Origin of the sequence: Fibrobacter sp. (genome assembly GCA_012523595.1) — a bacterium.
In the GTDB taxonomy this organism is placed as follows: domain Bacteria; phylum Fibrobacterota; class Chitinivibrionia; order Chitinivibrionales; family Chitinispirillaceae; genus JAAYIG01.
The window spans coordinates 74,661-89,248 of record JAAYIG010000164.1 but is presented as its reverse complement, the minus strand read 5'-3'; the positions used below and the strand labels follow the sequence as shown (position 1 = coordinate 89,248).

General features: G+C 40.3%; 12 protein-coding genes and 1 tRNA gene. All 13 read right to left on the bottom strand.

Annotation, left to right across the window (positions count from 1 at the left end; translation table 11 throughout):
- Positions 1-43: 43 nt before the first annotated feature.
- A complete protein-coding gene (locus tag GX089_11295; protein ID NLP03072.1) occupies positions 44-1,162 on the bottom strand; it encodes a T9SS type A sorting domain-containing protein in 1,119 nt (372 codons plus the stop codon).
- Positions 1,155-2,162, bottom strand: coding sequence for an HTH domain-containing protein (locus GX089_11290; protein NLP03071.1), 1,008 nt, complete (start codon positions 2,160-2,162; stop codon positions 1,155-1,157). Before GX089_11290 ends, GX089_11295 begins: the two co-directional genes overlap by 8 nt.
- Positions 2,163-2,372: 210 nt before the next feature.
- A tRNA-Arg gene (locus GX089_11285) sits at positions 2,373-2,446 on the bottom strand.
- 238 nt (positions 2,447-2,684) lie between these two features.
- Complete coding sequence (locus GX089_11280; protein ID NLP03070.1) at positions 2,685-3,617, bottom strand: glycosyltransferase family 2 protein; 933 nt, start codon at positions 3,615-3,617, stop codon at positions 2,685-2,687.
- Between the two features lie 70 nt (positions 3,618-3,687).
- A complete protein-coding gene (locus GX089_11275) occupies positions 3,688-5,262 on the bottom strand; it encodes a B12-binding domain-containing radical SAM protein (protein NLP03069.1) in 1,575 nt (524 codons plus the stop codon).
- 88 nt (positions 5,263-5,350) lie between these two features.
- Positions 5,351-6,574 carry a hypothetical protein gene (locus GX089_11270; GenBank protein NLP03068.1) on the bottom strand — a complete coding sequence of 408 codons (1,224 nt, stop codon included), beginning with the start codon at positions 6,572-6,574 and terminating at the stop codon, positions 5,351-5,353.
- The gene (locus GX089_11265; protein NLP03067.1) at positions 6,571-7,458 is read right to left on the bottom strand and encodes an NTP transferase domain-containing protein; all 888 of its coding nucleotides are present in this window, start codon (positions 7,456-7,458) and stop codon (positions 6,571-6,573) included. The genes GX089_11270 and GX089_11265 overlap by 4 nt, the downstream gene beginning before the upstream one ends.
- The gene (locus GX089_11260) at positions 7,459-8,586 is read right to left on the bottom strand and encodes an alanine--glyoxylate aminotransferase family protein (protein NLP03066.1); all 1,128 of its coding nucleotides are present in this window, start codon (positions 8,584-8,586) and stop codon (positions 7,459-7,461) included. It lies immediately after the preceding gene.
- 30 nt (positions 8,587-8,616) lie between these two features.
- Positions 8,617-9,849 (bottom strand): FAD-dependent oxidoreductase, encoded by a 1,233-nt coding sequence (locus GX089_11255; protein ID NLP03065.1) that lies wholly within the window; start codon positions 9,847-9,849, stop codon positions 8,617-8,619.
- A gap of 30 nt (positions 9,850-9,879) precedes the next feature.
- Positions 9,880-10,854: a radical SAM protein gene (locus GX089_11250; GenBank protein NLP03064.1), complete on the bottom strand. Its 975-nt coding sequence runs from the start codon at positions 10,852-10,854 to the stop codon at positions 9,880-9,882.
- A gap of 242 nt (positions 10,855-11,096) precedes the next feature.
- Positions 11,097-12,320, bottom strand: coding sequence for a BamA/TamA family outer membrane protein (locus tag GX089_11245; protein NLP03063.1), 1,224 nt, complete (start codon positions 12,318-12,320; stop codon positions 11,097-11,099).
- 25 nt (positions 12,321-12,345) lie between these two features.
- On the bottom strand, positions 12,346-13,434 hold the full coding sequence (locus GX089_11240; GenBank protein ID NLP03062.1) for a hypothetical protein: 1,089 nt from the start codon (positions 13,432-13,434) through the stop codon (positions 12,346-12,348).
- A 372-nt stretch (positions 13,435-13,806) separates the two neighbouring features.
- Positions 13,807-14,562: an outer membrane lipoprotein-sorting protein gene (locus GX089_11235; protein NLP03061.1), complete on the bottom strand. Its 756-nt coding sequence runs from the start codon at positions 14,560-14,562 to the stop codon at positions 13,807-13,809.
- Positions 14,563-14,588 lie beyond the last annotated feature (26 nt).

Here is a 14,588-nt window from a genome sequence, read left to right as displayed (position 1 = left end):
CCTTCCTGAAAAGAGAATTAGAAAAAAAGAAATTTATCGCAAATTAAATCTTCTTCAGCACAAGCTTACCAGTGGAAATCCGGTCAGTAAACCTTATCCTGTACAGGTAAATCCCCTCACTAACACCGGAACAATCCCACAAAAGGGAATTCTTTTCTGCCTTCAGGTCCCGACTCTTTACTTCTGTGATCCTTTTTCCGGCAGCATTGTAAACTGAAAGTTCTACTGGCATCGAAACAGAAGATGGAAAACTGAATATCACCTTTGATCCGGTTATTTTCAGTTTCAGTTCTACAGCAGTATTGCTCTGGTTAAGCAATTGCTTTTTAATTACCGTAATGGGTTCAGAAGGAACAAAATGCATGGCAAAAGCGTTGTGGTTGTTTCCATAGGTGTTATTATCACCTACCACAGTAAAACCACTGTCTTCTGTCGCACATACTGAGAGAGGAAGCAGGGTTTTAAGTTCATAACCACCGGCATCTTTTCCTGGAAGTTTGTATTGTCTTTCCCACAGTATATGTTTTCCAGTGGAATCTGTAACAAATACCCATAATCCACTAGCGATAGGTGTTGCTTTAATTCCTGTAAATACCAGCTTTCCATCTATCAACTGGGTAAAATCATAGAGCCCGTCACTTCCACCCTGCGTTCCCGGAGGGATGCCGTTGATATATACAATAGCATCGGGTATGCGTTTCTCGTATCCCTGAATCTCAAGGTGGTTTACAATCTTGTAGATATTATGGGTGGTTTCATATTCTGCCGGTTCTTCTGCGACAACAGTCGTTAATTCTTCAGCTTTTGGTTTTATTGACGGGGGAAGATTGCTGTAGTCAATGAGTTCGATGAAAAGATCTTTCCTGGTGCGGTCTTCCCGTTTGAGAATAAAACCGTCTGCAATGAGTTTGTGGATTTCCCTGTTGCTTTCATAGAGAGCGGATGAAGGGTATTGCTCAAGTTTGCGGATGATTGAAGCAATTTCGTTCAGAGTGATGTCTTCTGAAGAATATCTATTGAGCAGGTATTGCTTCAGATCATCACGAAGCAGCACATCTGTCATCTCTTTGTGAATTTGATCACCGGTAAAGTGTTTGTAGCCTTCGGCTTCAAAGAGCTCGATTACCGCCTGTTCAAGTTTTTCTTCGGTGAATTTAGTCAACAATAACCTCCCAGTGCCCGCCCCTGGCAGGTCCGATCCGCTTAAGCAGTCCCTTTTTCTTGAGTACCGCTATCTGTTTTTCCACTGCCCGGGATGAAATGCCAATACGCGAAGCCAGTTCTTCAGCAGATATTTCAGGTGAAACTTTTATCAGTTCCAGAATTTTCTCCGAACTTTTCTCCGAACTTTTATCGACATTACTTTCGGAAGAATGAGCAAACAAAACCATGGAAATCCCGCCATCTTTTTCGACAATTTCCGGTTCGGGCATCCCTGCATCTTTACAGGCATTGATTATTTTCAGCGTTCCACGCCCCCAGGCATCGATGTAGCCGCCCAGAAAACAGGCGTTAGCCAACAGGGGGTTCCGTGGGCGGGAGCTGTGTTCTTTTTTAAGGTCTTCAAGACTCAAGCCGCAGGGCAAAACGCCTTCATTCCAGATGGAAAGCCGATCATCATAGACTCGTATTTGAATGGTTGCCCCCATGTAAGTACGGTGAACCAGTGCATTTAAAAGCATCTCCCGAAGGGCAGTAACGGGATAAAGATCGTGTTCCAGTCGTTGAAAGCCTTCAAAGGTAATGGGGCGAATCAAAAATTTGTGGTTTAACTGCACCTGCACTTCATGGTACATGTGCACCAGATTACCTTCGATAATTTCATGAAAACGCAGGTCTGCAGCATCTACACCAAAACGGCCGATTCTTACCTGCATATTGGGGTAAAAGCGCATCGGGTCTTTACCAAACATGATAATGGCAGCTCTTTTAAGTTTCTTGCCATCGGTGAGTTTGAGTTTTTCCAGAAATTCAAAAGGGCTTAAGCCTTTTGTTTCTGGTAACCGGCCTTTGCCACTACTGTCTTCGATGAATGTGGCGATGCTTTTTTCGTCGATATCCTTGATCGTTGCATTCTCCTCAACCATGTCATCCCAGGTTTTACCCGCTTTTTTTATGAGAAACTCGTTGAGCTCCACACCAGTCAACTCCTGATTCTGCATAATATCATTGCCAATTACCGAAAAAGAATATTTAGGTCCATATACAACATCTTCACAATTAATACCGTGTTTCAAATTCCACCGAAACAGGGGTTTTGAGGGTAATTAAGGGGTAGAATAGAAATGGATAATTTTAGCGGCCAGAAATAAAAAAGGCCTCTAAATCCTCAAAATTCAAGTATTTAGAAGCCAATTTTATGTTATTTAAAATACGGCCATAGGGAGTCGAACCCCAAACCTTCTGATCCGTAGTCAGATGCTCTATCCAATTGAGCTATGGCCGCAAATTTCTACAATTTCTTTATTTTCAACCACTTACAGCACAATCCCTTATCTGAACCGTGCTTTTTTCCAAATAATTCCCACTTCTACTTCACAGTAAAAGCACACAAAAAATACACTCCGAACCCCTCTTAAGCAAGGGTAAATGGAGGGATTGTAAGGCAGGTAAAAGCAGAACTGCTATTAAAGTTCATTCAAATAGAAAAACCAGTTCTCCACAAACAGTTAAAGCTGCTGGTATCAATTACCAATATAAGCTTCTTCCCTTGCCAGATAAATCTCCTCTATAAAGCGATCGAATTTACTCTCTTCAGAATCGAAATTCCTGCATTCCTCGGCTTGCTTCCGAAGGTCTGAATCTGATAATAATTTAGAGTAATAATTCTGGTAATCGCGAAGTTGATTCTGCAGCTTCTGAAAATGAAGATAAAGCTGCGCATCATACTTTTCATCATGACCGGCTTGAAAAAGGCCAATACGAGTTCTGATCCGGCGTTGACTCTCGATAAAAGGGACTCCACGCAAATGATGAAACAGAGCCCATGATGAGCTTTTTCCTGTAGTGACTTTTCCATTAATTACCAGACGATGATTTCCCAAAGTAGTCTTTATCTGATCCGGTGAGGAAATCACTTGAGGATCGAGCTTTAAAATACAATCTTTATAAAAGGGATCCTCCATTGCTAAAAGCTGCTTTCCCTTCAGACGCCCCTTTAACGCTAATCTTAACATCTCCTTTGAAGAGACCGATTTTATCGCCTTTGAAGGATCAAGATACCACTCCAGAAATACTCCTCTTATTATATTTTCTGTAAACCCGGGAAAAAAAGAATGCAGTCCTGACGGCGGGTTCTCAAGAAATTCATCTATGTCCGGAAAAATCCACCAGACAGGCTGGGAAAGTGCCATCGTCCGCTGGATAGCAGACTGTAAAACAAAGTTACATGACTCCGCCTCCTTTGTATCACTCGTGTGGCGTAAATCCGGCGACGATATTGAAAGCTCAACCTGAGGATATTTTCTGCCAATCTCTCTCACTATCTTCACTGTATTGTCTTGAGAAGCAGAATCAAAAACAAGAATCTCATCAACACCAAGACTCAAATAATGACGTACAAACGTTTCAATAAAATACTGGTCGTTATATGTCCTTGTAGCTGCGATAATCTTCATTCCACGTTTCCCTTGATCTGAAAACATTGATCCGGCAGATATTTTACTAATTAAATAAGGATGAAAAACTTTATGCTGTTACTGGTTCTGGTGTCAAATTTTGTGTATCTTTCCAGATCTTCTGTTTTTTATAGAGATAGCGATGCTGCATATAAGCCATTAGAAACCCTGAAAGTATCGCTTTCCCACGCATTGAAAACTTCATATTTGAGAAGTATTCCTTTTGAAGTCTTTGAAACAGTTTCGCCTCGCCTGCACCAAGACTGCTGAAATGGTTCTGTAAAATATCATTGGCATCACGCTCTATCATCCGCATTTTTACATTCAGATATTTTCTTAAGTTCGTCTCGATATACAGAGGACCATTTTTGAATGTGTCAAGAAACAACTGTATCCTGTGTTCGAAAGCATCTGGAGTATAGAGTTTGTTTACCAGGTATTTCACTCCCTCTGCCAGTGTTTCACGCGACATGTTTCGGGGAATGATATTGGTTTCATAAATGTTTTCACAAAATTCTGTGCCAGTCTCTATTATCCGGTTCTGTTCACGCAACCTTTTGTAAAGCGGTGTCTGGAAAGGCGCAACTACTGCACGGATAATGAAAATCGGGATGGGTAATGACATGGCAAATTCATATTGCTTATCAAAAATATCCGACCTGTCAGCATCGAAACCAACCATTATGCCACTGGAAAGAGCAATTCCGTTCTCTACGCATTTCCTCACCCGTTCATGTATTTCTCCTGCCAGATTATGCCGCTTTTTTGATTCCCGAAGGCTCTCTTCATTCGGTGTTTCAATGCCCACAAAAGCGTATATGACATTAGAATCTCTCAACAATTCCAATAACTCCTGATCATCCGCAAAGTCTATCGACAATTGCGCGGAAAACTTGAACAACCCGTTACATTTTTCATTATTCCAGTCACGGATAGCGGTAAACAGCTTCCTGGCATTCTGGCGGTTTGCCGTAATATTGTCATCCGCAAAAGTAGCCATATTGTAACCATAAGCCCGCAGATTTTCCAACTCCCTGATTACATCTTCTACAGGCTTTAATCGCTGACCCTTACCAAGAAATGTAATTACATCACAAAACTCACATTCAAACGGACAAGATCGCGATGTCTGGATATTACCACCAAGTGCCCTGTCGTTTTTATATCCATCAAGCCTTGGTATCGGATTGACTATGGTTTCGGGACGCTCACCGCAATACTCCCGTTCCCATTTGCCCTGATGTAAATCTGAAAAAAGCTTCTGGTATATTAGCTCGATTTCTCCTTTGACTAGTATGTCACAATGATCTCTGACCAGGTCAGGATTAAGAGAAGCAAAAGGTCCACCGATCATCACAAGCTTATTTCGCTTCCGGAATTCATCGGCAATCCAGAGCATTCTTTTAAATTGGGTTCCTATTGCGGTAATTCCGATCAAATCTGCATCTGTTTCAAAATCCACCGGCTCCAGTGATTCATCACAAAGAGTTACCTTCATAGAATCCGGGACCATGGCAGCTACGGTAGTTATAGATAAATCAAAACTTTGCACAACCGGTTTATATCCTAGTTCTTCAAAAAATTCCATGGAGTAGGGATTGGGAAAATCTGGTCTTGGGCGAATAAGATAAAGGGAAGAGATCATATCAACTATGCTCCTGTAAATATTTGTGAGTATTTTCCGGATTGTCTTCTGATAATAATCGGAATTGAAATCTTTTCTGTGCTAAAATTCACAACTGATCAATAAACCGATGAACAGGTGGCAGATCTTCAAGAGTCTTGAAATATTCCCGCTGTCTTCTTTTCAGATCATCTATCAGGCTTGTATCAGTCAAATAACTCCGAATGAGTGAAACTGTCTTTCCTGGTTCAAAGACTGGTGCCTTGACCAGACAGTCAACATAACTGTTCTGTGCAAAAAGTGCAGTCAAAAAATTATACCAGCCCCACGGGAACATGCTGAACCTGCCCACCTCTTTAACCTCATCCGCCATTTGACGGTACCAGGGTGGCATTGTATGCATTATTGGTCTTAAATCAGAGAATCTGATCACCTTCGAATTCTGCAGGACAATCGAAGGCGTCTGGTAATAAATCGCGTATGATAATGATGTATTCACCAGGCTGGTTGACAAAAACAGATCCGCATGTGCGATGGTATCCAGAAACAGGTATGCTTTCCTTCTCATGTTGTTAATATAGGTATACTGGATACCCGGGTTGATCTCAAACTGCCATGGGTAAGGGCCGACATGAATAATCTGCAGTGGTACCGATGTACTGGCACAATACTCATGAATCATACGCGGGATCCAATGCAAGAGATCTTTCATCCTGAAAGTGTACTCCCAGGCGGAATTTGCATAAAAGATCACTTTGCGACCTGGTAATATATTCAACTCCCGGCACCATTGTTCACGTGCCAATGTAGGCGATGGTGGAAGAGCACTGAATAACCTGCAACAGCAGATATTTCCTGATGTAGCAATTAGTGGCTTGTTTAAAGGACATGGCCTTATAAGAAAATCGCAGTCTGTGATATAACTTTTGTGGTATCTGAAGCTGACACTCAGAAGAGTATCGATAAATTCCGGGGCACTTTCTCTTTCATATTGATCAGTAGATCCCAAAGGTATTCCTGTCTTTTTCAATAATTCCAGGTCAATTCCACTCCATTTTTTTGAATATTCAAGAGTATAAACATCAGCACATAAAAGGGCATCTGGTTTCCACCTCTTAACAATACAGTAGAATTGCTCTCTGTTTTCAGTAATCGAACTTCCTGTTAATGATTCTGCTTCAAATCCAAGTGACAACAGATAAGGTGCTCTGTCCGGATGGCACAGGAATAAAACTTCAAAATGTCTTTTATACCCTTCCCGTAATATTTCCGCGGCAACCGTTATATCTCCATTGGCAAGATTGCCCAGACCCAATACCAGAATCCTTTTCATATCAAGCTTTTTTCCATTTCATGTGCACTCATCATTCTGATTAAATCCTGTGTGCACGTGAAAACTGATTCCCTGTCCCGGTTATCCTTTAGAAATAACTTCTCCCTTCCTGCATAAAGAGAAGCCATGTAAAGATCATCAATTGTGTTTATATTGATAAAGTCTGAATTACCATGGCAGGTTATTTTCCTGCCTTTTAACCTGCGGTACTCGAAAAAATCACCTTCGGGTAGCCCATGGCTTTTTGTAGCCGTGAAGAATTGGTCAAGATCATATCTTGCTGATTCGGTCTTAAAAAGTGCAATTCCATTCCACCTCACTGATATATCCAGTCTTAAATCGGTACACGGACGTTCAAATATGCCTTCTACCTCTCCATTATTCTGATACAGTATTCCTCCTTTTTTTAACTGCATTTCAGAAGTAATGGGACCTTTCCCCAGCATATCTGAATTTTCATCGCTCAGGTAAATATCACCAAATGGATTGCTGATAAAAAAAATGTCACTGAAGCACATAAGCGTCCAACTTGTTGTCACATGGTCCAATCCCCATCTTAACGCTTCCAGAGAACCAGCCTGATGCTGAGGGTTACACAATACTCTGAGATTTACATTCTGAAAATTATCATCTTTTTTTGAAATGGAATCAACATGTTGATAAATCCGCTCATATAAAGATTCTCGCGTTGAAACTATAATTTGATGAAATCCGGCAGAGGCAAGGAAACTAAGGTTGCGATGCAGAAGTGACTGGTTATATGCAACCATAAGAGGCTTTGGACAATACTCCCCGTAAAGCCCCATCCTGGATCCCTCACCGCCTGCAAGTATAAACGGAGTGATAAAGCCGGTATTTATGTAACCTGTACCAGGAAAGGTCATTTAGGCTTTCACCTCAGGTACTAAGGTTTTCACATAGTCTTCAAAGAGATCAAGAAATTTCATAATTTGTGATTTTCTTACTGCACCCATTACAGAAAGTTGCATACAGTTATATGGCTTCAGAGGTCCGGGATGCAGGGGTTTCCATAGTGTTATGCCATTTTTGATGAAATGGTTGTGCATGTCTACGATATCTATATAATCTGGAAAGGAGAGTGTAAGGACAGCGTTGGAGCGGGCACTGGAATTCTTTACAAAAGGTGTTACTCCGAATTGCTGAAGGCGGTCAAGAATAAAAGCTGTGTTCTCCTGATATCGTAAAATTCTTCTATCTACAGTTTCCTCTTTCAGTTCTGTTAAAGCGGCTTTTAGACCATAAAACAAACTTACAGCAGGAGTTGTCGGAGTCTGCCTTTTTCGGGCAAAGTCAAGATATCGATTCAGGTCCAGATACATGCTTCGCCCTTTATTCCGTTCTGCATTCCGAACTGCAGCAGGTGACAATGCAACTACTCCCAATCCGGGAGGACCACCGATACCCTTGTTTGGAACTGTAATACAGACATCAATATTGTCATCCTTTACTGATATATATTCCGATCCGATTGCACTCACAGCATCGAGAAAATAAATCAACCTGTATTTTTCTGAGAGCAATCCGATTTCCTCTACAGGATTAGACATCCCTGTACTTGTTTCCAAACCAACCATTACTATTCCTGTAAATTTTTCAGAACATAGAAGATGCTCAACCTGCCTGCAATCTATCTCCTCTCCCCACTCATAGCGGAGTGACTTGTGGGGGATTCCATGCATACTCGCCATAGTTATCAATCGTTCACCAAAATCACCATTAGAAAGCATTAACAAGCGATCATTCTCATTGAAAACCGATGATATCGCTGACTCATTGGCCAGTGTTCCTGTTCCCGTTAAAATGAGAACCTGATGTTCCGGAGTGGTATCCAGAATTGTATGCAGTAAATTACAGGTATCTTCAAACAGTGATTCAAATGACGAATATCTGTGAAAGATAATCTCATTCGATAAAGCTTTCCGGACTGTATCTGAAAGGGTAACCGGTCCTGGAGTCATCAGAAATGATCCCTGGTTTGAATACTCAGACATTCTTACTTCCTGGTTAATTATTATTATTGATCAATATGAATTATTTCGTATAGAACCAATTAACTCAGCTTCTTCTGGAAGTTGACATAAAAATCTCCCGGTGAAATTCTCCGGGCTCTCAAGAGGAACCGTTCGTGTGGTACTTTGGTTTTTACATCCACATCTGGAGGCAATCAGGTCACCTGCGACCTCTGCAACATGACGGAAAAGAATCAGTTTCCCGCCCAATACAGTGATCAGGCCTGGTATTGACTGGTTTTCCTGATGATCAAAAACTGCATATTCCCGTGGTACATTAAACCCTGAAATCCCAGCATTGTTCCGGCTGGAAATATGAACTCTGATACCACTGAAAGCATGTACAATTGAAGTAAACTTGATTCCGGGAACCAGTTGAGATGCATTTTGCAGTATTTCTCTTTTATCCAGATCACATGGGATTAAAAACTCAGAGCAGGGATATTGATTTGATGTAGCTGCTGCAAGACACCTTTCTCCTGAAGCTGCAACTACATCTCCCACTGAACTCGGAGCGCATCTGGTGACCAGTGAATTAACCAGTTTTTTTTCAAATACAAGAATGGCACCATGCAAATGCAGAAGAGATAAATCAGCCCCAAACAGTTTTGCAACAGATGCGGATGAGGGGCCGGTCGCATTTACCACTATATCAGCATTAAAAGTTGAAACAGTACCAGTAAATTGATTACTGGTCCTGATACACCATTTGTTACCAGCTCTTTTGACATCGAAAATTATCTGATTTTCAAATATCTTTACATTTTCTCTCTGCAGATATTCCAAATGACTTTCAATAAGGAGGTAGGGATTAATTGTCCCGTCATTTGTGAGGTATGCCCGGATCAATCCAGGATTGATATTTGGTTCCAATGCGAGCGCTTCTTTTGGTGATAAACTCTCGATTGGTATGTTTGATTCTTTACATCCCTGCTCGAACTGTTCAGAATATGCCTCATCACCCTTCAATACTACATACAATCCTTTGTCAGATGCTACAGCAAAAGGCATAAGATCTTTTATCAATCTGTTTTCGATCATGCATTGAGATGCGATCTCCTTCGATTTAAAGGCATATCTGGCCCCAGAGTGCAACATCCCCGCACAACGAGTGCTGGTACCTGAACCTATGTAATTCCGCTCAATTACGACACATTCCAAACCACGCATTGTAAGATCACGTGCTATTGCTAACCCGGCAATTCCAGAACCCAGAATACAGATCATCATTACCCCTTTTTTCATTATTTCGGCATCCATAAATCAGGATTGCCATTATGAAGCGTTGATTGTCTTTTCCAGAAAAATCGATCTCCAGAGTTTTTGATCAGACAATCCCATCAGTACCATACAAAGATGGCATTCATTAACAAAGGTTTTTCCTCTGCAATATGAAAGGATCCTTTCACGTTCACTCATTCCCAATCCCTCAATAAAGCCATGCTTTCTCAATTGCTGATAAGCAGGATCATTTTGCATGCTCTGTATTGATTTACTCAGATTTGCTTCTCTGCTTCGGTAACATAAGGGGGACCTTGTTATTGCAGATGCCCAGCAACAGGCATGAAGATCGAATTGCAGACCGACACTGGCATTACCTGCCATACAGGTCTTTGACAAGCAATCAAAGTCGTTGATTGATTCCAGCGTAACACCGGCAAATGGAATCGCCCTGTTCACAATACGGGCATTCCCGATGGGAATAATCTCCTGAAAAAGATACTGTGAAATCATGTCTTTTAGAGATGCATTAAGTCCAACACACGTTGTTCTTTCCTGTTCGGAGGAATAACAGACATTCATTATAACCTTTATGGATCGGTTTTTTGCCGCAATACACGCATTCTGATAATGCTCAATTGTCAGTTGTTCAAGATGATATATATCAAAGCTTAAAATGATGGTATCGACAGATCCAATTCTGTCAAGAAACTTTTCTGCGCTCTCTTTAGTTCTTGCCCAGACTGGTGCAGTAGTAATCGCACTTTCCAGGTTGTTATACTTACATTCAACAATCCCCTGTCTCAGAAGATCAGGTACCAGAGATGGTTCACCGCCAACAAAAGTTATCATTGAGAAGTCATTCTGTGCCGCCGCGCTTATATAGTGCGACATTACACTTTCTTTCAAGCGCAAACCAGTCCTCTTCTTACTCTTTTCCATTCCTACCGAACAATGACGACAGGAGAGTGGACAATCAATTGTACATACAATTGCCAGAGTATTCGATGCAGGCTTTTTGTTATTCATATACGATTATTTCTGTTATGTTAAGTTATTTTATAAATTCATCTTATGGGAATCTTTTTACCGGATGCCTGTTCAGAATTGTATGGACAAAGCGAATACAGAAATGGAAAACCGGTGATTACTCTTTATCACAAGATAAGAATATTGTTGACCTTTTTATGTTTATGTAAAAATGAAGCAGTCTGGCAGGAGAGTATCAACCAGTTAACTATACTAATCCTGGAGAAAAGATCTACTGAAAATCAAAACATAGTACCCAGTGAAAAACAAAACTTTCCAGTACAGTTTTTAACCCCATATCCATAGTAAATTTGTAATAGCAGATCTATCGGGTAAGAGAACTCAACAGAAAGACCCGGCCCTGCTGAAACATTCAGATAATCCTGTAATTTTTCCTTGGGAAATTCATTATTCCAGGCCATCCCCACATCTGCAAACAGTAAAATCCCTGATATCAGGCGCATCATTGGGGTTTTTACAGTGATAAGATCTGTAGAGCGGCTTTCAAAGTTTGCTACAAAAGCCTTATTTCCAAAAATCTGTCCCCTGGGTGCTCCCCTTAAAAGTCTTGGACTGTCCAATTGGGGAGTGTGATAAACAGGGGTATTTCTTGCATTCATAAATAATAAACGAATTGCCAGCTCATTCTTGATAGGTGGTGCAAAGAAAAATCTGCCGTCAATAAACCATTTCCAATAATTCTGTGGACTGAAACCAGTATGAAAAAAGAGATTCAATGAATACCCAATCATTGTAATATGTTTCAAATATTCTCTATCCAGGTCTACACCTGTTTCAAAACCAAAATTATCCTCTTTTTCCTTCCAGGAGCTGTCAACACCATCATCTGACACACCTTTATATTCAATAAGACAGTATCGATAAGGAAAACGAGTATAAAATCTGATCAAATTGAAAACTGAAGTTGAGATTTCAGGAGCAACCTCTAAAGCATCATATTTCTTTGAACTATCAGGCAGAGAATACGGAACTGTACTGTAACCATCATGACCCACTGAGATGGAAGCATCGACCTTTCTTCTGAATAATACATCATGTAAACTTATATTAAGGAATTGTGACTTGTTCCCAAGATCTGTTGAGCAATCAATTCCAAAAACAGGCAGGTTATACAGACTCAGACAACTACCAGCCAACGAGCCTTCATTTCTGAACATTAATGTTTTTTCTGCAACTGAAATGGAGATTTCAATACTGTCAGAATCAGTAATCAAATAGTCTGCATCAACAAAAATGAAATAACCGCTTTCGTATAGTTTTCTACTCCACTTATCAAGCTTTTTATCGAGAGACTCTGTGTCAATATGCTCATAACACTCTATCTGAAAATAAGACTTGATAAAATCCTGAGGTATTCTGATATTGCCAACTATATCGATTCTTGAAACAACACCTGCAGCTATGGCAGAAGTATAAAAACAAATCTGGATTAAGGCAGTATACAAAACCTTTAGAAGGCCCCTTTTCATACTAAAAACTGACACTCGCAATTAAAGACAGGCTATTTTTATAGGGGGTAAATCCAAAGGCACTCTTTTTGTCACCAAAAATGAGATTGTCCCGCACTGAAATAGTCAGCACATCAGATATTGCAAAATTATTCTGAGCAAAAAGCATCAATGAACGGTCTTCGAGGCAAAGAACTGCCAAAGCAGACAAATCTAAATATTCGGAAAAAACCGGAAGAGAAAAGATAGCAAATACATAATGTCTTCTTAAATCCAACGGGCTGTATTTACTAAAATAATTAAACCATAACTGATTTCCTGTTTTCAATCCCTCACCCAAACCTGAAAAAAACCAGGTTGATTCTTTTGATGAATAACCAGCTCTATTATAATAATACCCGCAACTTACAGATGACAGTGCAAATGGGAGATTGAATGTTGCAGTAATGGCAAACCTGGAAACAATACTGCCAGTATCTGAAACTGCTGAATCAGGTTTTTCCCTGCTGTTAATCAATCGAACGGTTCCATTGGATATTATCCCCTGCGCAGATAAAGTACCAAAAGAAAACGCCTGCGCATCAAGCTCCAAACCAAATCCGGTGTAATACTTTGAGTAATCCTCAGGATGAGCCTGGTCAATAAACGAGTAGGTCTTTAGACTAGTGTTTCCGATATCATGAGAAGAACGTAAAAACGCCAGTGAATTATGTGTCTTTTGATAGATCCATTCCCGGACAAAATCAGCGCAGTACTGTCGCACCCTTGGTATTACACCAATCATTATACTGTTTTTTGGAAAGACAAAACCGGTTATAATTGCAGGAAAGCTGAAGGCACCAGGATTAGGATCGTTAAAGCGCATTCTATCCTCAGGGGCATCAACATATTTCAGCAAATAATTTACTGGATTCAAGAGCATAGAGTTGCCGTAATTCATATTGATCAACCCGGTTTCAATAAGCCATCCGCTCTGATGTGTAAAGGTAAGTTGAAAAATGCCGGGATATGCCTTCAGAAAAGCCAGATTTCCATTCTGATGTAACTGATCATAGGGAATACCAACCTGTTCCAATGTCTTTTCAAAAGGCCGGGCTGGCTGTGAATTCATCAATATTCCGTAACTGAACTGGAATTGAATAATGTCGGAGAATTGTGCCTTGTAAATTGCAAAGTTTTGAACCTTGAGTGAAAAAGGTGCATCGGACGCAGAAATGCTGTTTTCAAAAGCCCTGTTAAACGAACTGTTTTCTGCAGTGTAAATCAATCCCAGATCGGTTGAAAAAGAAATCTGCTGTTTAACAGGACTCTCCTGATTATCCTTGTTTTCTATATCTGAAAATTCGTTTGTAGACTGGCAAAAGGAACAAGTATTACAGGTATGCCAAAATATTAGAAAAAAACCTAATTTTATGACTGATTTGTTCATGCTTATCGGTTATCTATCACAGCACAACCTGTTGATTCATAAATAAACTGCTTTTCATGGTGTCTGGACTATCACTCTGTGAAGGTGGTCAGGTGAAAAGTAATATTCCGGGATAGCCTTCTCAACTGTAAGAGAACTTATCTTTATGATACTGTACTCCCCACTTTTCATCGAATTTTCGATTCTGATATTGGTAGCATAGTAAAACCCATCCCTGGCTGGCAGGAAATCTGAATAGATGATTTTTCGCATGAGGATCTGAGAACTTGAAAGCGATTCAGCCTGTATAATTCTATTTTTATCAAAATAAACTTTTATAAATGGATAAGCAGCTTTTGCATTTTTCCGTTTTAAAGTCAAAACAACCACAGGAGTTTCTCCTGTATAGGTTGCGTCACAGTCAATCAGGTCGTACCACTCTGTCAGTTCTGTATTTACGAAGTCAGAAATATTGACAGTTCCCATCAGTGTCCTGTTATAACTTATCATCATAGACTTACCTGCTTTTGGGAAATAGCACCAGATATCTTTTCCCCTCATCAGATACATTTTTCCCCGGTCCCTCTCAGGTGACAGCGTATAAAGAAGACTTGTCCGGGCATCTTTTACAAACATTTTATAATTTTGAGTTTTAATGTTTCCCTTTCCATCATTGGAAGTGATACTGCAGAGAGAAGAGTATTGGTCTGAAAAACGGAAATGATCACCTATGCTTTGAAAGAGTTTTATCGCACCATCATCTATCTGATTCTCTTCTGACCGTACTGACACGACTGTTATTAAAAAGATTAATAGAAGACATCTACTCATTTCAAAATTCCGCCATTTATGGTTTT

What these genes read in the sequence shown, in the direction of transcription:
- GX089_11270 (NLP03068.1), bottom strand. Translation starts at nt 6,574, where the DNA reads ATGAAAAGGATTCTGGTATTGGGTCTGGGCAATCTTGCCAATGGAGAT.
- GX089_11280 (NLP03070.1), bottom strand. Translation starts at nt 3,617, where the DNA reads ATGAAGATTATCGCAGCTACAAGGACATATAACGACCAGTATTTTATT.
- GX089_11250 (NLP03064.1), bottom strand. Translation starts at nt 10,854, where the DNA reads ATGAATAACAAAAAGCCTGCATCGAATACTCTGGCAATTGTATGTACA.
- GX089_11275 (NLP03069.1), bottom strand. Translation starts at nt 5,262, where the DNA reads ATGATCTCTTCCCTTTATCTTATTCGCCCAAGACCAGATTTTCCCAAT.
- GX089_11260 (NLP03066.1), bottom strand. Translation starts at nt 8,586, where the DNA reads ATGTCTGAGTATTCAAACCAGGGATCATTTCTGATGACTCCAGGACCG.
- GX089_11235 (NLP03061.1), bottom strand. Translation starts at nt 14,562, where the DNA reads ATGAGTAGATGTCTTCTATTAATCTTTTTAATAACAGTCGTGTCAGTA.
- GX089_11290 (NLP03071.1), bottom strand. Translation starts at nt 2,162, where the DNA reads ATGCAGAATCAGGAGTTGACTGGTGTGGAGCTCAACGAGTTTCTCATA.
- GX089_11255 (NLP03065.1), bottom strand. Translation starts at nt 9,849, where the DNA reads ATGAAAAAAGGGGTAATGATGATCTGTATTCTGGGTTCTGGAATTGCC.
- GX089_11240 (NLP03062.1), bottom strand. Translation starts at nt 13,434, where the DNA reads ATGAATTCACAGCCAGCCCGGCCTTTTGAAAAGACATTGGAACAGGTT.
- GX089_11265 (NLP03067.1), bottom strand. Translation starts at nt 7,458, where the DNA reads ATGACCTTTCCTGGTACAGGTTACATAAATACCGGCTTTATCACTCCG.